This is a genomic window from Rhodoferax sp. LB1P47 (genome assembly GCF_056521445.1).
This window is the reverse complement of the sequence record NZ_JBWMAU010000021.1, coordinates 1-17,743: the sequence shown is the minus strand read 5'-3', so window position 1 is coordinate 17,743 and position 17,743 is coordinate 1. Positions and strand designations below refer to the sequence as shown.

Below are 17,743 nucleotides of genomic sequence, written 5' to 3'. Positions count from 1 at the left end.
TTAATGCGTATTATTATTGATCTCCAAGCATGCCAATTTTTGAGTCGTTTTCGTGGTATCGGTCGGTATTCAATGTTGCTCGCCCAAAGCATGGCGAGTCAATTAACTAAACGGGACCATGAAGTATGGTTGCTGCTTAATGATAAGTTTCCTGAAACTATAGAATTAATTACCTCGTGCTTTTATCCATGGATCCCTCATAATAAAATTGCAGTATTTTCTACTCCTCATTCAGTTGAAAGTGTCAACTCTGAAAATCATTGGCGCATAAGAGCGGCAGAACAAATTCGTGAGCATTTTATTGCGCAACTTGAACCGGACTTCGTTCATGTTGCGAGCTTGATGGAGGGGTGGCTCGATGAATCGGTGGTTTCCATTGGTCTCAGCGATATCAATCAGGCCACTGCTGTGACGCTTTACGATCTAATTCCGCTAGTTTTAAAAGATAGTTACTTAACTGATCCTGCATACAAAGAGTATTATTTTCGTAAAATTGAATCAATGAAAAGGGCGGATATTTTATTTGCCATTTCGGAAAACTCACGGCATGAAGTCGTTGAGTTGTTGAACTTTGCGCCCGAGAATGTTATTAACATTTCTACCGCTATAGATAGCAAATTCATACGGACCGTGTACACCCAAGAAGAGCGTGCAGAAATATTTGACCGTTATAAAATAACCAAAAATTTCGTTCTTTATGTGCCGGGTGGTTTTGATCCGCGCAAGAACTTTGATCGACTTCTTGAGGCCTTTTCCGCTCTTCCTGAGCCGTTAATAAATACGTATCAATTGGTTTTATCTAGCAAACTACACGGTAGTGAAAGAGAATTTATTGAGACATTAGCAACGAAGTATGGACTTAATTCTGAGCAATTTATACTCACGGATTACGTGTCCGACGACGATCTTATCGCGCTATATAATCTTTGCTCTCTAAAGGTATTTCCCTCACTTCACGAAGGATTTGGCCTTCCCGCACTCGAAGCCATGGCTTGTGGCGCACCAGTCATTGGATCTAATACAACCAGTATTCCGGAAGTAATCGGCCGTAAAGATGCCTTATTTGATCCCCACTCTGTTGAAAGCATAACTAATAAAATTTATGAAGCCTTGACCGATGAGCCATTCAATAGGGATTTAAGAGAGCACGGATTAGTTCAATCCAAAAAGTTCTCATGGGATGGTTCCGCTGCTGCAGCAGTAAGTGCATTAGAGTCTAAGTTTGGATGCCAGAAGCTGTCCGATTGCAGAGTTTTTTCCTCAGATGTAGCGAAAGTCACCAGTTTAATTTTAAGAAATATTTCTCAAGCGGTTGATGTTGATCAGCCTAGCTTAGAGGATATTAGGCAATTAAACAATTCTATTACACGTAACAACTTTCGTGTCGGACAGAGGCAGTTGCTAGTTGATGTTTCTGAGTTGGTGAGAAGTGATGCTAAGACTGGAATCCAGCGAGTGGTTCGCAGTATATTATTGCAACTGGTAAAATCACCTCCTGCCGACTTTAAGGTGGTGCCCATCTATTCGAGTGAGGGTCTGATATTTCAATATGCGCACTCATTTATATCTGAATTTTTGAACGTCGATTTTGATACAGGTGCTGATCTTCCCATAGAGTTCTCCAGGGGCGACGTTTTTCTTGGATTGGATTTGTCTGCCCACTTATTCCCATCTTTAAATAGCGAGTTAAAGAAGATGCGAGAGTATGGGGTTTATATTAATTATGTTGTTTATGATTTGACTCCTTTGACTCATGCCCATTGGCATGTCCCAGGTATGAATCCGGCTTTTAAGCAATGGATGTCCTCACTTTCTTATTATGCTGATAATCTCATCTGTATATCTCAGTCGGTTGCTCAAGATGTGAAAATTTGGCTAATGGAGCATTTCCCAGACCAAGAAAAAAGAATCGTTCGTACTTATTTTCATCTAGGTGCCGATATCAGTAATAGTGTACCTAGCGTTGGTATGCCACAAGATGCTGATTTCGTGTTGAACGCAATGCGGAGTCGTCCGAGTTTTCTGGCTGTTGGTAGTATAGAGCCGCGAAAAGGATACTCACAGCTTCTGGCAGCATTTGAGTTGCTGTGGAGCGAGAATCTGAATGTTAATTTGATTATTGTTGGGAAATCAGGTTGGCATGTAGACGAAATTACGCAACGTTTAATAAGTCATCCCGAGTTAAGTCGCCATCTATTCTGGCTAACTGGCGTCAGTGATGAGTATCTAGGGAAAATATACGGAGCTGCATCATGCCTCATTGCTGCTTCTGAGGCTGAAGGTTTCGGCCTGCCATTAATCGAAGCGGCGCAACATAAGCTGCCTGTAATTGCTCGAGATATATTGGTGTTCAGAGAGGTGGCTGGGAAATATGCATTTTATTTTGATGGTATGCAAGACGCGGATCTATCCGCTGCTATTAAAGTGTGGTTGAAGTTATTCCGAGAGAACCTGCATCCTGCCTCGGATGATATGCCGTGGTTAACTTGGTCGCAAAGTGCTAAGCAACTGAAGGATAAAATTTTGGGACTTAATGTTTCGAATGTTTCACTATTAGGCGAATCTACGCAATTTTTAAAGAATAGATTTATTCGAGTTAATTCCGGGTTGGTGCAACCAGTACCCGCTTATGAATTGGGTACTGAGGTTGATTTCTCCACTAAAGGAACTGCTAGAATTTATACTCGTGATGGTTGGTCGCATTCTGAAGATTGGGGGTGCTGGACTGCTAGCAAGACAGCGACTTTAGATCTAAGAGTAATTGCATATAAGAGAATGCCTTTTTCATTACGATTATTGGTTAAGTCGTTTGTAAGTGGACGGTATCCAAGACAAAAATTAGATATTTTTGTTAATAATATACTTGTTGATGAATTTTTCTTATATGCTGATAAAAATCATAATGATTTGCATGAGGTTTCCATAGAAATACCTATTGATATGATAAGTGATAGCGGGGAATTGAAACTGCAGTTCAGTACGCCGGATTCTGAATCTCCGCTAACACTTGGAATGAGTCCAGATAATCGACTACTCGGGGTTGGAGTCGCCTCGATGCGACTTCTCCAAGAGTGAAAGACTTGATCATGGCAATAACTACTAATTTAGATCTATTATTTGGAGAATTAAATTGAAGAAAACTGCATTGATTACCGGAATTTCCGGTCAAGACGGCGCCTATCTCGCCGAACTCCTCCTTGAAAAAGGATATACCGTGTACGGCACCTACCGGCGTACCAGTTCAGTAAACTTTTGGCGGATGGAGGAACTGGGTATCCAGAATCACCCTAATCTCCACTTGGTAGAGTTTGATTTGACCGACCCTGGCTGCATCATCAATTTGCTGCAAAAAGTCCAGCCCGACGAGGTCTACAACTTGGCTGCGCAGAGTTTTGTGGGGGTGAGTTTTGACCAGCCCGCAACCACGGCTCAGATCACAGGTGTGGGGGCCTTGAACCTTCTAGAGGGTATTCGCTTGGTGAGCCCGAAGACCAAGTTCTACCAAGCCAGTACGTCTGAGATGTTCGGCAAGGTGCAAGCTATTCCGCAAATTGAAGAAACACCTTTTTGGCCTCGTAGCCCCTATGGTGTCGCCAAGCTATATGCGCACTGGATCACAGTCAATTACCGTGAAAGCTACGACATATTTGCCTCCAGCGGTATTTTGTTCAATCACGAAAGTCCGTTGCGTGGGCGTGAGTTTGTAACGCGCAAGATCACTGACGCTGTGGCAAAGATCAAGCTTGGCAAATTAGACTGCCTTGAGTTGGGCAACATTGATGCCAAACGCGATTGGGGCTTTGCCAAGGACTATGTTGAGGGTATGTGGCGCATGCTGCAGGTGGATGAGCCAGACACATTCGTGTTGGCAACCAACCGTACCGAGACCGTTCGCGACTTTGTTGAAATGGCCTTTAAGGGCGTAGGTATCAGCGTGGAGTTCCGAGGTTCAGCAGAGTCCGAAGTTGCAGTGGACACTGCAACGGGCAAAACGGTAATGCGCGTTAACCCAAAATACTACCGCCCGGCGGAAGTCGAGTTGTTGATTGGTAATCCTGCCAAGGCTAAGGCCAAGCTCGGCTGGGAGCCCAAAACAACGTTGGAGCAGTTGTGCCAGATGATGGTTGCTGCTGACTTGCGCCGTAACGAGCAAGGGTTTTCGTTTTGAAAATTCTGTTGACAGGAGCCAGTGGTTTCACGGGTCTGCACTTTGCCAAGCTTGCGCAAGGTGAGGGGCATGATATCTTGGCGTGTAGGGTTGATTTGACAGATCTGTCGGCCGTACAAAATGCTGTTATGGATGCACAGCCCGATGCCGTTGTGCATTTGGCGGGTATAAGTTTCGTAGGGCATGCGGACGACACAGCGTTTTATGCCGTTAATGTGGTTGGCACTACCAATTTGCTCAATGCCTTGGTCAAACTCCCACACAAGCCGCGCTGTGTGTTGTTGGCGAGCAGTGCCAATGTGTATGGCAATTGCATCAACTCTCCTATTGTTGAGAGCCAATTACCCTCTCCGTTGAACCACTACGCGAGCAGTAAGTTAGCCATGGAACAAATGGCGCTCACCTTTCGGGACCGGCTCCCCATTGTCATCACCAGGCCGTTCAACTACACAGGGGTTGGGCAGCACATTAATTTTGTTATTCCCAAACTGGTGGATCACTTTGCCCGGCGGGCAGACAGCGTGAGTCTGGGGAATTTGCAGGTAGAACGTGAATTCAATGATGTGCAAATGGTCTGCAATGCTTACCTGGCACTGCTTCAATACGGGCAGCCGGGAGAGATTTACAACGTGTGTTCGGGCAAGCCCTATGCGTTGGTAGATGTGGTTGATGTGCTTTCACGCATATCCGGGCATACGCTGAAGGTTGAGGTCAATCCTGCGTTTGTGCGGCTGAATGAATTGCACCGTTTGTGCGGTAGCCCTGATAAGCTGTGGTCACTCATGGCGCAACATGGTGTTGAATTGCCTGTGCCCACGGTGGAAGATACTTTGCAAAGCATGTTGCTAGCAGCTGGTGCAGATCACTCCTGATCATTAACATTTTGTCTCGGCCACCATGAAGGTTCTTCACGTTTACCGGACGTATTTTCCGGATCCTCCTGGGGGGTTGCAGGAGGCTATTAGGCAGATATGCCTGGCCACAAGCGCCTTTGGTGTGGAATCAACGGTATTTACACTTTCTCCGCAGCCGGACCCAAAGCGCTTGATGCGGCCAGAGGCGGTTACGGTGCGTTCCCGTTCATGGGCGGCTCCCGCATCTTGTGATTTGGGGGGGGCGGACGCACTGATGGAGTTTTACCGTTTACAAAAATGGGCTGATGTCGTGCATTTGCATTTCCCGTGGCCTTTTGCGGATGTATTGAATTTGTTCAAAGCTTCAGACAAGCCTGCGGTAATGACATACCACTCAGACATCGTGCGGCAGCAAGTTTTGAATAGGCTATACGGCCCTTTGATGCGACGCACTATGCGGGCCATGTCTGCTGTTGTAGCAACCTCTCCGACCTACGCGAAAACTAGTCCTGTATTGACGCGCGATGTGCCGTCAGGGCGCTTGCGCACCATTCCTTTAGGTATTGTTGATAAGCCGGAGGCTGCGCCTGGCTTTATGGGGCAGCCCGCTTGCATGGACTATGCGGCACACAAGCCTTTTGTGTTGGCGTTGGGTGTGCTGCGTTATTACAAGGGCTTGCACACCCTGGTACACGCAGCCCGCCAGATTAATGGAAACATTGTGATTGCCGGTTCCGGGCCGGAAGACGCAAACCTTAAGGAGCTTGCAAGGCAACTAGGCGTTATAAACATTGTTTTTGCGGGTCAGGTGACAGACGCGCAAAAAACCGAGCTTCTGCATCAATGTACGGCGTTAGTGTTGCCTTCGCACCTACGCTCAGAGGCCTTCGGCATGGTGCTGGTGGAAGCCGCCATGTTTTCCAAGCCGATGGTGTGTTGTGAAGTTGGGTCTGGCACATCCTATGTCAATTTGGATGGTGTTACGGGGTTGGTTGTGCCACCAGAAAGTCCGTCGGAGCTTGCAAATGCGTGCAACCGGATTTTTGAAGATCCCGTGTTGGCCAAGGCCATGGGCATTGCGGCAAGAGCGCGCTATGAGAACCTCTTCTCCGGAGAAGCTTTGGGGCGCGCTTACTCTAACCTATACCGCGAAGTAAGGCTGGCTCCGGTTACACGGTAGGTATTTGGGCTTTTTTAGCTGAAGAATATCTACCTGGTGCGGCAGGTAAATATCCGCTTCATGGCTTGATATAGACACCGAAACGTGGGGGGCAAGGTTTCGTGTGGATGCCGGTTCGACACAACGCGCAATGCGGTGGTGGCCGCAGCTACTTTAGCGACGAAGGGCAGGTCGGTTGCGTAGTCGAAAAATGACGCAACCTATTGATTTATTGGCGGAAGCTTAGGGATTCGAACCCTAGAAACTTTTCAGTTTGCCGGTTTTCAAGACCGGTGCAATCGACCACTCTGCCAAGCTTCCAATCCTACAATTCTAACCCGGTGTGACCGGCGATTTTCAGACCAGGTCGAGGATGCAGCTGTCACCCAGTGCATCGCGCCACACGCGCACGCGGCTCACTGTGGGGCGTACATCGGCCAACTGGTGGGCGATGTACGCGCACAGGTTCTCCAGCGTGGGCGTGCCCAGGTTGGGGACTTCATCCAGTAGATGGTGGTCCAGTTGCTCACGCACTACCGCCAGGCGTTGGCGCAGAAAGCCCAGGTCTAGCACCATGCCGTTGGCGGGATCTCGCGGGCCTGACACGCTGACTTCGGCGTGGTAGGTGTGGCCGTGGATGCGGCGGCTGCTGGCGGCTTCGATCTCGCGTTGCAGGGTGTGGGCCGCGTCAAAGTAGAAGCGTTGGCTGATAGTGAACTGCATGGATGGGCCGATTAATTAGCGTATCTGGGTAATCTTGTGGGTTTGCAGGCTCAGTCGCCAGCCGGGGTGCTGCATGCAGGTGTCTATGCACAGCGCGATGTTGGCGGCTTGCTGTGGGCCGTCCATGGGTTGCAGAAAGCGGTGCTGGAACTGTCCGGTGCGGGCCAGGGTGTCCAGGTCCATGCTGGGCTGGGGCCACACCAGTTTGAGTTCTTGCCCTTGCTGCTGGATCCAGGGCGCACCGGCTTTGGGGCTGATGCAGAGCCAGTCGATGCCTTCGGGGGCGCGTACTGTGCCGTTACTTTCCACCGCGATGCGAAAACCGCGTGCGTGCAGGGCCTGGATGAGGGCGGGGTCTACTTGCAGCAGGGGTTCGCCGCCGGTCAGCACCGTGAGCCGGTTGTGGCTGTCGATGGGGTCGTGGGTGGGCCACTGCGCGGCGATCTGGTCGGCCAGGGCTTCTGCGGTGGCAAATTTGCCGCCCAGCGTGCCGTCGGTGCCCACAAAGTCGGTGTCGCAAAACTGGCAGACGGCGGTGGCGCGGTCGCTTTCGCGGCCGGTCCAGAGGTTACAACCGGCAAAGCGGCAGAACACGGCGGGGCTGCCGGCTTGGCCGCCTTCGCCTTGGAGGGTGTAGAAAATTTCTTTGACGCTGTAGGTCATGGAGTGGGTGTACGGGAGCTTGCTAAGTCCTTGATTTTACGAGGCCAGCATGCCCTTCGTCTCAATGAAGTTAACCACCTCGGCCAAGCCTGCCAGCGTCTTTAGATTGGTCATCACAAACGGCTTGAGCCCTTGGGCGTTGGTGCGCATACGGCGGGTGTCGGATTCCATCACGTCCAGGTTGGCGCCCACGTGGGGGGCCAGGTCGGTCTTGTTGATGACGAACAAGTCGCTCTTGGTGATGCCGGGGCCGCCTTTGCGGGGGATTTTTTCGCCAGCGGCCACGTCGATCACGTAGATGGTGAGGTCGCTGAGTTCGGGGCTGAAGGTGGCGGCCAAGTTGTCGCCGCCGCTCTCGATAAACACGATGTCGGCATTGGGGTGCTCGACCAGCATGCGGTCGATGGCTTCCAGGTTGATGGAGCAGTCTTCGCGGATGGCGGTGTGCGGGCAGCCGCCGGTTTCCACGCCCATGATGCGGTCGGCGGGCAGGGCACCGCTGACGGTCAGGATGCGCTGGTCTTCCTTGGTGTAGATGTCGTTGGTGATGGCCACCAGGTCGTATTTTTCGCGCATGGCTTTGCACAGCATTTCCAGCAACGTGGTTTTGCCGGAGCCCACCGGGCCGCCGATGCCGACGCGCAGCGGGGGGAGTTTTTTGGTGCGGTTGGCGATGTGGTGCAGGGTGGTCATGTGATTTGCTATTAAAAAAAGAGCTGCTTGCGCAGGTGAGATAAGCGCTAGGAGCGAAAAAGCCTTGAATATTGCACTTCGTGCTGGCTGCTCAGAATGGTCAGCATGGGCGAAAACGCCTGGCGCTGGCTGTCGGGCAGGGCGATGGCCTGGTCTACGGCGGCGGGGATGTCGGCGGCCAGTCTGGCCAAAATCCGCTGGCCCGCGCTTTGGCCCAAGGGCACAGATTTGATGGCCGACTGCGTCATGTTCTCGGCCCAGCCAAAGGCATAGGCCAGCAGGCAGTCGCGCAGCGGGGCTTGGGTGGCGGCAGCGGCCAGGGCGTAGGCGATGGGGTAGGTGGGCTGCATCTGGGCACAGGCTGCTATTTGGGCCGGTGTGGCGGTGTGGTGGTTGCGCAGCCATTCCAGCAGGGAGCGGCCCATTTGCTCGGTTTGTAGCCGGAATTCGCTGGTTTCACGGGTGTGTAGCACCCAGGCGTTGAGTTCGGCCACACGGGCCAGGTCAGCGCGCCGCCAGGCGGGGATGGCTTTGGCTATGGTCGCCAAATCGCCCCGGGTGAGGGTAAGGTGCAGCTGGTCGATCAACCAGTCGGATGCTGCACTTTCTGTAGCTACTCCTGCACGGTCTACGGCCGTTTCAAGCCCTTCGGAGTATGAAAATCCGCCCACTGGCAAGGCGGGCGATGCCAGCCAGATCAGTTGTAATAGGCTGGGGGTGGCCGATTCTTGGGGGGCGGCCACTTTGGCGGCCCGCCTGCGGATCGGCGTAACTTTGGGGATAACGCGGCGCATCAATGCGAATGGCCGTGCCCGTGGTCGTGTCCGCAACTGGGGCCATGCACGTGGGGGGCGGCGGTAATCGGGATGCTGATGGGTTTGGGGGCAGCATGCGCGTGGCTGTGGCCAGCAGCGGCATAGGCCCCGCCTTCGGGTTCAAACGCCACGGTGGCTTCCACCACGGTCAAATGCATGGCGCGCAGCATGTCGGCCAGCACGTGGTCGGGCTCGATCAACAGGCGGTCGGGCTGCAATTCAATCGGTACATGGCGGTTGCCCAGGTGGTAGGCGGCGCGGGTCAGGTCAAAGGGCGTGCCGTGGTCCGCACAGGCGGTAATGACCAACACGGCTTGTGGTGCAGCCAGCACCTGCACCAGCGAGCCATCTTCCACCACCAGCACGTCGCCGCCGCGCACCAGTGTGCCGCGTGGCAGGAACACGCCGAGCTGGCGACCCAGCGAGTCGGTAGCGTCGAAGCGGCTTTTTTGCCGCACGTCCCAGTCCAGTTCGACGGTGCTGCCGCGTTTGAGCAGGGCAGGGGCCAGGCCTTTGCCTTGGGGGATGAGTTTGGAGGTTTGGAGCATGGTGGGCTTGTGTAGGGGAGATGATTGGAGATAATATAACAAACGTTATAACTTCAGGGGTTCGCTATGTCTGCACTCAAATTGACCCAAATCGGCAACTCGGTGGGGGTGATCTTGCCTAAAGAACTGCTCACGCTGCTCAAGTTGGAAAAGGGCGATTCGGTGTTTTGGACCGAGGCCGCGAACGGGGTGATGTTGACTCCGTACGACCCCGAGTTTGAAGACCAGATGACCGAGGCGCGCAGCATCATGAAGAAGCGCCGTAACGTGCTGCGGGAATTGGCCAAATGAGCCCGTCCGCCCACACTTGGCGTTGGCTGAGCCTTGAAGTCATGCGGGCTGTGCACGAAGAGCAATTGGCTGAGCATGGCGGCGGCACGGGCGTGAGGGATGCGAATCTGTTTGCCTCTGCCATGGCGCGACCCCAGCAACTGGCGAACTATGCCGAACCCGATGCAGCAGACCTGGCGGCCAGATACGGCGTGGGTATTGCCCGCAACCATCCGTTTGTAGACGGAAACAAGCGTACGGCCTTTGTGGCGGTGGAGCTGTTTTTGGCGCTGAACGGCTATGCCTTGACCGCGACCGATACCGATTGCGTCTTCACCATGCTGGACGTGGCCACGGGCAAACTGGAAGAGGCTGCCTTCGCAGCCTGGATTCGGCAGCACCAGCAGGCTCTTTGAGTTCTAAAACAAGAAATACCGCTGCGCCATCGGCAAGCTGACCGCCGCCTCACACGTCAGCAGCACCCCATCGGCCCGCACGCTGTAGGTTTGCGCATCAATCTCCATCTTCGGCAGATAACTGTTGTGCACCATGTGCTGTTTGCGTACGCCTCGGATGTTTTTAACGGCGCTCAGGGTTTTGGCCAGGCCGAAGCGTTCCTTGATACCGCCGCTTAGCCCGGCTTGCGACACAAAGGTCAGCGAGCCGCGCGCCAATGCCGTGCCGTACGCGCCAAACATCGGGCGGTAGTGCACGGGCTGGGGCGTGGGGATGCTGGCGTTGGGGTCGCCCATGGCGGCCATGGCGATGAAGCCGCCTTTCAAAATCAGCGCGGGCTTCACGCCGAAGAAGGCTGGTTTCCACACCACCAGGTCGGCCCATTTGCCGACTTCGATGCTGCCCACCTCGTGGCTGATGCCGTGGGCCAGTGCCGGGTTGATGGTGTACTTGGCGATGTAGCGCTTGGCGCGGAAGTTGTCGTTGCGGGATGAATCCTCTGGCAAGGAGCCGCGCTGCTGCTTCATCTTGTGCGCCGTTTGCCAGGTGCGCAAAATCACCTCGCCGACGCGGCCCATGGCCTGGCTGTCGCTGCTCATCATGCTGATGGCGCCCAGGTCGTGCAGCACGTCTTCGGCGGCAATGGTTTCTTTGCGGATGCGGCTCTCGGCGAAGGCTAAATCTTCGGGGATGGATGCATCCAGGTGGTGGCAGACCATCAGCATGTCCACGTGCTCGTCCAGCGTGTTCACGGTGTAGGGCATGGTGGGATTGGTGCTGCTGGGCAAAAAGTTCGCCTCGCCCACCACCCGCAAGATGTCGGGCGCGTGCCCGCCGCCTGCACCTTCGGTGTGGAAGGCGCACAGGCCACGCCCTTTGGTGGCGGCAATGGTGTTTTCGACAAAGCCGCTCTCATTCAGCGTGTCGGAGTGGATGGCCACCTGCACGTCGGCCAGCTCGGCCACGTCCAGGCAGTTGCTGATGGCGGCGGGCGTGGTGCCCCAGTCTTCGTGCAGCTTCATGCCAATCACACCCGCATCGATCTGCTCGTGCAGCGCGGCGGGCAGGCTGGCGTTGCCCTTGCCCAAGAAACCCAGGTTCATGGGGAAGGCATCTGCGGCCTGCAGCATGCGTTCGATGTTCCACGGGCCGGGCGTGCAGGTGGTAGCAAAGGTGCCGGTGGCCGGGCCGGTGCCGCCGCCCAGCATGGTGGTTACGCCGCTGGCCAGGGCTTCCTCGATCTGCTGGGGGCAGATGAAGTGGATGTGGCTGTCGATGCCACCGGCGGTGACGATGTTGCCTTCGCAGCTGATGATTTCGGTGCCGGGGCCGATGATGATGTCCACGCCCGGTTGCACGTCGGGGTTGCCTGCCTTGCCGATGGCCACGATGCGGCCGTCTTTGAGGCCAATGTCGGCCTTGACGATGCCCCAGTGGTCGAGGATCAGCGCATTGGTCATCACGCAGTCCACGGCCCCTTCAGAGCGCATTTTTTGCGACTGCGCCATGCCGTCGCGGATGGTTTTGCCACCGCCGAACTTGACTTCTTCACCGTAGGCACCGGCCAGCAGCGTGTAGTCTTTTTCCACCTCGATCAGCAGGTCGGTATCGGCCAGGCGAACCCGGTCGCCCACGGTGGGGCCAAAAATCTCGGCGTAAGCGCGTTTGCCAATCGTTGCCATCAGAGTTTTCCTTGGACGCTTGCGTCAATGGGGCCATTCACCAAACCGCGAAATCCATACACCATGCGGTCGCCCGCGTAATCCACCAGCTCCACCGTGCGCTGCTGGCCGGGCTCGAAGCGCACCGCGCTGCCGGAGGCGATGTTCAAGCGCATGCCAAGGGCGGCGGCACGGTCAAAGCCCAGTGCGCCGTTGACCTCGGCAAAGTGGTAGTGGCTGCCGACCTGGATGGGCCGATCTGCCGTGTTGTTTACCACCAGGGTGACGCTGCGTCGCCCGGTGTTGAGTGCGTGGTCGCCGTCGTCTACCAGCAGTTCGCCGGGGGTCATTTGCCGCCCCGGGAATGCCAAAAAACAAATGCCGCCACGCCAGCTGCTATGGCATAACCCCACACGTCGGTAGCATGCCAGTGGTTACCCGTCATGCTGTGGCCATCATGGCCAAATACGGCTCCCGTGCTTATAGATAGGGCGATAGCAGCTATTAATTTAGAAGTATTCATGGTGGGCTTACAAAATGGGTTGGTGCACGGTGACCAGCTTGGTGCCGTCGGGGAAGGTGGCTTCCACCTGGATGTCGGGGATCATCTCGGCGATGCCGTCCATCACGTCGGCGCGGGTCAGGATGTTGCGGCCCTCGCTCATCATCTGGGCCACGCTCTTGCCGTCGCGGGCACCTTCCATCACCGCCGCGCTGATGTAGGCAATGGCTTCGGGGTAGTTCAGCTTCAGGCCCCGGGCTTTGCGCCGCTCGGCCAGCAAGGCGGCGGTGAAGATCAGCAGCTTGTCTTTTTCTCGGGGCGTGAGTTCCATAGGATCTTTAAAGTTGTGACTTATTCCACGCATTATTAAGCAAGCTACGGGCCTCCCAAGCCTTGCTATCTACGCCAAATGGCGCACAAGCATGGTGCATGGGCGGGCATAAAAGCTGCGAAGATCCCGCAGTGACCGACCCCGACTCCACCCCCCTGAACGACGCACCCCAGCAGGTGGTGAAGATCCGCCGCGACTACAACAGCTGGGTGGCCAGCGAGACGCTGGAGGACTACGCCCTGCGCTTTGCCCCGCAGCGCTTTCGCAAGTGGTCTGAGTGGCGGGTGGCCAACACGGCGTTTGGGGCGGCTTCGTTTTTGATTTTGGAGGCGGTGGGCGCCACCTTGCTGGTGCAGCACGGCTTTGTAAACGCCTTCTGGGCGATTGTGGCTACCGGGCTGATCATCTTTCTGGCTGGGCTGCCCATCAGCATCTACGCCGCCCGCTGCGGGGTGGACATGGATTTGCTCACGCGCGGGGCGGGTTTTGGCTACATCGGCTCCACGTTCACTTCGCTGATTTATGCGTCGTTTACCTTCATCTTTTTCGCGCTGGAGGCTGCCGTGATGGCCTATGCGCTGGAGCTGTCGCTGGGCATACCGCCGCGCTGGGGCTATTTGATTTGCGCGCTGGTGGTGATTCCGCTGGTGACGCACGGGGTGTCCATGATCAGCCGCTTGCAGGTGTGGACGCAGCCGTTGTGGCTGGTTTTGCTGGTGGTGCCGTTTGCCTATGTGTGGATGCGTGAGCCCGGTGCGTTTACCGGGGTGCTGCACTACGCTGGCGTGTCGGGCCAGAAAAATGGTTTTGACTTGCTGTCGTTCGGCGCGGCGCTCACTGTGGGTATTGCGCTGATCACCCAGATGGGCGAGCAGGCCGACTACCTGCGCTTCATGCCCGCCTACACCCCTGCCACGCGCCGCCGCTGGTGGCTGGGCGTGCTGGCAGGCGGGCCGGGCTGGGTGCTGCTGGGGGTGCTGAAGATGCTGGGCGGCGCGCTGCTGGCCTACCTGGCCATCACCCACATGGTGCCGCCCGAGCGCGCGGTCGATCCGAACCAGATGTACCTGGCCGCGTACGAATACGTGTTTCCGCAGTACGGTTGGGCGGTGGCGGCCACGGCCCTGTTTGTGGTGCTGTCGCAGCTGAAGATCAACGTCACCAACGCCTACGCCGGGTCGCTGGCCTGGTCTAACTTCTTCTCGCGCATCACGCACAGCCATCCGGGGCGGGTGGTGTGGGTGGTGTTCAACACGCTGATCGCCTTCATGCTGATGGAGATGAACGTGTTCGAGGCGCTGGGCGACGTGCTGGGGCTGTACTCCAACCTCGCCATCGCCTGGATCATGGCGGTGGTGGCCGATCTGGTGATCAACAAGCCGCTGGGCCTGTCGCCGCCGGGCATCGAGTTCAAGCGGGCCTACCTGTATGACATCAACCCGGTCGGCGTGGGCGCGATGGGCCTGGCCTCGCTCTTGTCGATGCTGGCCTATCTGGGGCTGTTCGGGCCGATGGCGCAGGCGTTCTCCGCCCTGATTGCGCTGGGCACGGCCATGCTGGTGTCACCGCTGCTGGCCTGGTGGACCCAAGGCCGTTATTACATTGCCCGGGGCCCGCAGTCGGATTGGAAAAGTGTGGCCGCCCCCATGCCCAGCGGTGGCTACCAACGGCTGCAACGCTGCGTGATTTGCGAGCGCGAGTACGAAACCCCCGATATGGCCCATTGCCCCGCCTACCAGGGCGCGATTTGCTCGCTGTGCTGCACGCTGGATGCGCGCTGTGGCGATTTGTGCAAGCCCCAGGCCAGCCTGAAGGTGCAGTGGGCAGGGGCCTTGCGCTGGCTGCTGCCCCAGCGGGCGTGGCCGTACCTGGAAACCGGCTTGGCGCACTTTATTTTGCTGATGCTGGTGGTTTTGCCGGTGCTGGCCACCTTGTTTGGGTTGCTATATTTTCAAGAGCTACAGGCGCTTATGAAGTATGCGCTAGAGGCCGATTTCGATCCAAGTTTTTCACTGCGATCGGGCTTTGTTAAAGCCTATATGGCGTTGACGGTAATGGCCTGCATCGTGGCCTGGTGGTTTGTGCTGGCGCACAAAAGTCGCCAGGTGGCGCAAGAAGAATCGAACCGCCAAACCCATCTGCTGCAACGCGAAATTGCCTCGCACGCACAAACCGACCAAGCCCTGCAAGCCGCCAAGCTGGTGGCCGAGCAGGCAAGGGCGCAAGCCGACCAGGCCAACCAGGCCAAAAGCCGCTACATCAGCGCCATCAGCCACGAACTGCGCACCCCGCTGAACAGCATTCTGGGTTACGCGCAGCTCATGGGCGAGGATGCCAGCGTGCCCCCGCACCGCCAGCAGGCCATCGGTGTGATCAAGCGCGGCGGCGAGCACCTGCTGTCGCTGATTGAAGGCACGCTGGACATCGCCCGCATCGAATCCGGCAAGCTGACGCTGGCCACCCGGCCCATGCCGTTTGCCGATCTTCTGCATGAGATGGCCGAGATGTTCGAGCCCCAGGCCCGCGCCAAGGGTTTGCAGTTCCACTTCGACCCGCAGGGCGTGCTGCCCGAGCAGGTGCGCGCGGATGAGAAGCGCCTGCGCCAGATCCTCATCAACCTGCTGGGCAACGCCATCAAGTTCACCGCCACGGGCCGCGTGCGTCTGCGCGCCCGCTACGCGCTGGAGATGGCCTTTATCGACATCGAAGACACAGGGCCCGGCATGCACGCCGACGAGCTGGCGCAGGTGTTTGAGCCGTTCGAGCGCGGGGCCTCCCCGGGTAGTGGAGGGGCCGGTTTGGGTCTGACCATCGCCAAAATGCTCACCGACCTGATGGGCGGCGAGATGACCGTGGTCAGCACGCCTGGCAGCGGCTCGGTGTTCCGCGTCAAGCTGTTCCTGCCCGAAATCCACGGTGCCGACCTGCAAGGCGTGCGCAACAGCACCCCGCGCCTGCGCCGCGCCTACCTCGGCCCGCGCCGCAAGCTGCTGGTGGTAGACAATGAAGAGCCCGACCGCGAGCTGCTGGTGCAACTGCTGCAACCCCTGGGCTTCGAGGTGCGCACCGCCGCCAGCGGCCACGACGCGCTGGATCTGCTAGCGGCGGGTTACCAGCCGGATGCTGTGCTGATGGACCTGGCCATGCCCGGCATCGACGGCTGGGAAACCATACGGCGGATGCGGGCCGATGGGCACAGGGATACCCATGTGGCGATCGTCTCCGCCAACGCCTTCGACAAGGGCCTGGACAACGATGTCGGCATCCGCGTGGACGACTTCATCACCAAACCCGTGCGCCATAGCGAGCTGCTCGATTGGCTGGAGCGCCGCCTGCAACTCCAGTGGGTAGAGGCACCTGCCGTAGCCGCGCTGCCGCCCGCGCCGGTGCAGCGCGTCTGGCCCGACCCGGCCCGCTTGCAGGCGCTGCGCCAGGTGGTCGAGCTGGGTTTTTACCGAGGTATCCTCAACCAGCTGGCCGCGCTGGAACAGGCGCAGCCCGAATGCCGGGGTCTGGCACAAGAGGTGCGTACCCTGGCCCAACAATTCCAGTTTGAAGCCATCGGCCGTTTGCTGGCCGAGGCCCCTGATACCCACCATGCTCCCTGAATCCGCAATCCCGCCCACCGCCGCTGCCCCCACCCCAGCCCTCCCCCGGCGGGGGAGGGAGCCTGACTTCCTCCCTCCCCCCACGGGGGAGGGACGGGGTGGGGGCGGGAAGCCACCCACGGTGCTTGCAAACATCCAAGAGACATCCCTCCTAGACCGCCGCAACTCCGACGTGGTCCTCATCGTCGATGACGTGCCCGACAACCTGGCCGTGCTGCACGACGCGCTGGACGAATCCGGCTACACCGTCCTCGTCGCCACACGCGGCGAAACCGCCTTGCAGCGTGCCGCCCAGGCCCTGCCCGACATCGTGCTGCTCGACGCCATGATGCCTGGCATGGACGGCTTCGAGGTGGCCCGCCGCCTCAAAGCCAACCCGGCCACCGCCCACATCCCCATCATCTTCATGACTGGCCTGACCGAGACCGAGCACCTGGTGGCCGCGCTGGAGGCGGGCGGGGTCGATTACGTCACCAAACCCATCAAACCCAAAGAGGTGATGGCCCGCATGAACGTGCACCTGCAAAGTGCCCGCCGCGCCCGCCAGCAGGTGCACCAGGCCGGCCAGGCCCGCAATGCGCTGGATGCGTTCGGCTACGCCAGCATCACGGTGCGCGCCAGTGACGGCAAGCTGATGTGGCAAACCCCGCTGGCCCGGGATCTGCTGCGCGATTACTTTGGCACCAGCGCGCCCCAGACCCCCACGGTGGTGGTGGAGTGGCTACAGCAACATGTGTCCGCTGCACAAAACCAGATCGAACCGCCGCGCCTCAGCGTGGAGCAGGGCGCACGCCGACTCAGCTTTCGCCTGCACCAGCAAACCGGTGACGGGGACGGCGGGGGGGATTGGCTGATCGTGATGCGCGAGGTGTCCGACGCGGCCGTCATCGAGGCCATGAGCCTGAGCTTCAAGCTCACCACCCGCGAAGCCGAGGTGCTGTACTGGGTGGTCAAGGGCAAAACCAACCGCGACATTGGCGAGATTCTGGGTAGCAGCCCGGCCACCGCCAAGAAGCACCTGGAGCGCGTCTACGTGAAGATGGGGGTCGAAACCCGCACCGCCGCCGCCGGAGTGGCCATGACCAAGATCCGCCAATTGCACCCGCAGTTTGAAGGCTAGGCTTCAAAGCTTTTTAGGCCTCTGGCGCATATGGTATTTGCGCTGGCAGCTATTAAATAGAGCCACTTGCACAACCACTCAAAGATGTAATTTCCTGTCGATTGGGAGTCGAATTTTTGAGGGTGAAGGTGTAGGCGCAGCCACTGGGAAGTGACATCATCTGGTTTACCAA

The 17,743-nt window shown here is 57.1% G+C and carries 17 protein-coding genes and 1 tRNA gene; 8 read left to right on the top strand and 10 right to left on the bottom strand.

The features are described from left to right. Nucleotides 1–3 precede the first annotated feature (3 nt). Genes AC0969_RS17695 through AC0969_RS17680 form a run of 4 tightly spaced genes read left to right on the top strand, consistent with a single transcriptional unit; the run spans nucleotide 4 to nucleotide 6,202 of the window. Entirely contained in the window at nucleotides 4–3,075 is a 3,072-nt protein-coding gene (locus tag AC0969_RS17695; protein WP_479625477.1) for a glycosyltransferase family 4 protein, read from the top strand. A gap of 55 nt (nucleotides 3,076–3,130) precedes the next feature. Beyond that, the gene (gmd, locus tag AC0969_RS17690; RefSeq protein ID WP_479625476.1) at nucleotides 3,131–4,168 is read left to right on the top strand and encodes a GDP-mannose 4,6-dehydratase; all 1,038 of its coding nucleotides are present in this window, start codon (nucleotides 3,131–3,133) and stop codon (nucleotides 4,166–4,168) included. Next, nucleotides 4,165–5,040 (top strand): NAD-dependent epimerase/dehydratase family protein, encoded by an 876-nt coding sequence (locus AC0969_RS17685; protein WP_479625475.1) that lies wholly within the window; start codon nucleotides 4,165–4,167, stop codon nucleotides 5,038–5,040. The genes gmd and AC0969_RS17685 overlap by 4 nt, the downstream gene beginning before the upstream one ends. Nucleotides 5,041–5,065: 25 nt before the next feature. After that, nucleotides 5,066–6,202, top strand: coding sequence for a glycosyltransferase (locus AC0969_RS17680; protein WP_479625474.1), 1,137 nt, complete (start codon nucleotides 5,066–5,068; stop codon nucleotides 6,200–6,202). Between the two features lie 212 nt (nucleotides 6,203–6,414). On the opposite strand, the gene AC0969_RS17675 is transcribed toward AC0969_RS17680, so the two are convergent. From AC0969_RS17675 to ureE, 6 genes are all read right to left on the bottom strand, one after another. After that, nucleotides 6,415–6,502, bottom strand: a tRNA-Ser gene (locus AC0969_RS17675). Nucleotides 6,503–6,538: 36 nt separating this feature from the next. Beyond that, on the bottom strand, nucleotides 6,539–6,904 hold the full coding sequence (locus AC0969_RS17670; RefSeq protein ID WP_479625473.1) for a 6-carboxytetrahydropterin synthase: 366 nt from the start codon (nucleotides 6,902–6,904) through the stop codon (nucleotides 6,539–6,541). 15 nt (nucleotides 6,905–6,919) lie between these two features. Then, a complete protein-coding gene (gene queE / locus AC0969_RS17665; protein ID WP_479625472.1) occupies nucleotides 6,920–7,567 on the bottom strand; it encodes a 7-carboxy-7-deazaguanine synthase in 648 nt (215 codons plus the stop codon). A gap of 36 nt (nucleotides 7,568–7,603) precedes the next feature. Then, the gene (ureG, locus tag AC0969_RS17660) at nucleotides 7,604–8,260 is read right to left on the bottom strand and encodes an urease accessory protein UreG (protein ID WP_479625471.1); all 657 of its coding nucleotides are present in this window, start codon (nucleotides 8,258–8,260) and stop codon (nucleotides 7,604–7,606) included. Between the two features lie 47 nt (nucleotides 8,261–8,307). After that, on the bottom strand, nucleotides 8,308–9,054 hold the full coding sequence (locus tag AC0969_RS17655; RefSeq protein WP_479625470.1) for an urease accessory protein UreF: 747 nt from the start codon (nucleotides 9,052–9,054) through the stop codon (nucleotides 8,308–8,310). Beyond that, nucleotides 9,054–9,623 (bottom strand): urease accessory protein UreE, encoded by a 570-nt coding sequence (gene ureE / locus AC0969_RS17650; RefSeq protein ID WP_479625469.1) that lies wholly within the window; start codon nucleotides 9,621–9,623, stop codon nucleotides 9,054–9,056. The genes AC0969_RS17655 and ureE overlap by 1 nt, the downstream gene beginning before the upstream one ends. A 66-nt stretch (nucleotides 9,624–9,689) precedes the next feature. Between ureE and AC0969_RS17645 the strand changes: the two genes are divergently transcribed. Further along, complete coding sequence (locus AC0969_RS17645) at nucleotides 9,690–9,914, top strand: AbrB/MazE/SpoVT family DNA-binding domain-containing protein (RefSeq protein WP_479625468.1); 225 nt, start codon at nucleotides 9,690–9,692, stop codon at nucleotides 9,912–9,914. After that, nucleotides 9,911–10,309 carry a type II toxin-antitoxin system death-on-curing family toxin gene (locus AC0969_RS17640; protein ID WP_479625467.1) on the top strand — a complete coding sequence of 133 codons (399 nt, stop codon included), beginning with the start codon at nucleotides 9,911–9,913 and terminating at the stop codon, nucleotides 10,307–10,309. The genes AC0969_RS17645 and AC0969_RS17640 overlap by 4 nt, the downstream gene beginning before the upstream one ends. 3 nt (nucleotides 10,310–10,312) lie before the next feature. Here the strand turns inward: AC0969_RS17640 and ureC are convergent, their stop codons facing one another. From ureC to AC0969_RS17620, 4 genes are read right to left on the bottom strand one after another with little or no spacing between them, the layout of a single operon-like run. Continuing rightward, nucleotides 10,313–12,031 carry an urease subunit alpha gene (gene ureC / locus AC0969_RS17635; RefSeq protein ID WP_479625466.1) on the bottom strand — a complete coding sequence of 573 codons (1,719 nt, stop codon included), beginning with the start codon at nucleotides 12,029–12,031 and terminating at the stop codon, nucleotides 10,313–10,315. After that, nucleotides 12,031–12,360 carry an urease subunit beta gene (locus AC0969_RS17630; protein WP_479625465.1) on the bottom strand — a complete coding sequence of 110 codons (330 nt, stop codon included), beginning with the start codon at nucleotides 12,358–12,360 and terminating at the stop codon, nucleotides 12,031–12,033. The genes ureC and AC0969_RS17630 overlap by 1 nt, the downstream gene beginning before the upstream one ends. After that, nucleotides 12,357–12,533: a hypothetical protein gene (locus tag AC0969_RS17625; RefSeq protein WP_479625464.1), complete on the bottom strand. Its 177-nt coding sequence runs from the start codon at nucleotides 12,531–12,533 to the stop codon at nucleotides 12,357–12,359. The genes AC0969_RS17630 and AC0969_RS17625 overlap by 4 nt, the downstream gene beginning before the upstream one ends. Nucleotides 12,534–12,540: 7 nt before the next feature. Beyond that, entirely contained in the window at nucleotides 12,541–12,843 is a 303-nt protein-coding gene (locus AC0969_RS17620) for an urease subunit gamma (RefSeq protein WP_479625463.1), read from the bottom strand. Between the two features lie 98 nt (nucleotides 12,844–12,941). On the opposite strand from AC0969_RS17620, the gene AC0969_RS17615 reads away from it, so the two are divergent. Together AC0969_RS17615 and AC0969_RS17610 are read left to right on the top strand one after the other, a co-directional pair. Further along, nucleotides 12,942–16,451, top strand: coding sequence for an ATP-binding protein (locus tag AC0969_RS17615; RefSeq protein ID WP_479625462.1), 3,510 nt, complete (start codon nucleotides 12,942–12,944; stop codon nucleotides 16,449–16,451). Nucleotides 16,452–16,572: 121 nt separating this feature from the next. Continuing rightward, on the top strand, nucleotides 16,573–17,571 hold the full coding sequence (locus AC0969_RS17610) for a response regulator (protein WP_479625461.1): 999 nt from the start codon (nucleotides 16,573–16,575) through the stop codon (nucleotides 17,569–17,571). Nucleotides 17,572–17,743: the final 172 nt, after the last annotated feature.

Excerpts from the sequence above, each read along its gene's own strand:
- AC0969_RS17695 (WP_479625477.1), top strand. The coding sequence starts at position 4 with ATGCGTATTATTATTGATCTCCAAGCATGCCAATTTTTGAGTCGTTTT.
- AC0969_RS17680 (WP_479625474.1), top strand. The coding sequence starts at position 5,066 with ATGAAGGTTCTTCACGTTTACCGGACGTATTTTCCGGATCCTCCTGGG.
- AC0969_RS17670 (WP_479625473.1), bottom strand. The coding sequence starts at position 6,904 with ATGCAGTTCACTATCAGCCAACGCTTCTACTTTGACGCGGCCCACACC.
- queE (WP_479625472.1), bottom strand. The coding sequence starts at position 7,567 with ATGACCTACAGCGTCAAAGAAATTTTCTACACCCTCCAAGGCGAAGGC.
- ureG (WP_479625471.1), bottom strand. The coding sequence starts at position 8,260 with ATGACCACCCTGCACCACATCGCCAACCGCACCAAAAAACTCCCCCCG.
- AC0969_RS17655 (WP_479625470.1), bottom strand. The coding sequence starts at position 9,054 with ATGCGCCGCGTTATCCCCAAAGTTACGCCGATCCGCAGGCGGGCCGCC.
- ureE (WP_479625469.1), bottom strand. The coding sequence starts at position 9,623 with ATGCTCCAAACCTCCAAACTCATCCCCCAAGGCAAAGGCCTGGCCCCT.
- AC0969_RS17645 (WP_479625468.1), top strand. The coding sequence starts at position 9,690 with ATGTCTGCACTCAAATTGACCCAAATCGGCAACTCGGTGGGGGTGATC.
- AC0969_RS17640 (WP_479625467.1), top strand. The coding sequence starts at position 9,911 with ATGAGCCCGTCCGCCCACACTTGGCGTTGGCTGAGCCTTGAAGTCATG.
- ureC (WP_479625466.1), bottom strand. The coding sequence starts at position 12,031 with ATGGCAACGATTGGCAAACGCGCTTACGCCGAGATTTTTGGCCCCACC.
- AC0969_RS17630 (WP_479625465.1), bottom strand. The coding sequence starts at position 12,360 with ATGACCCCCGGCGAACTGCTGGTAGACGACGGCGACCACGCACTCAAC.
- AC0969_RS17625 (WP_479625464.1), bottom strand. The coding sequence starts at position 12,533 with ATGAATACTTCTAAATTAATAGCTGCTATCGCCCTATCTATAAGCACG.
- AC0969_RS17620 (WP_479625463.1), bottom strand. The coding sequence starts at position 12,843 with ATGGAACTCACGCCCCGAGAAAAAGACAAGCTGCTGATCTTCACCGCC.
- AC0969_RS17615 (WP_479625462.1), top strand. The coding sequence starts at position 12,942 with ATGGGCGGGCATAAAAGCTGCGAAGATCCCGCAGTGACCGACCCCGAC.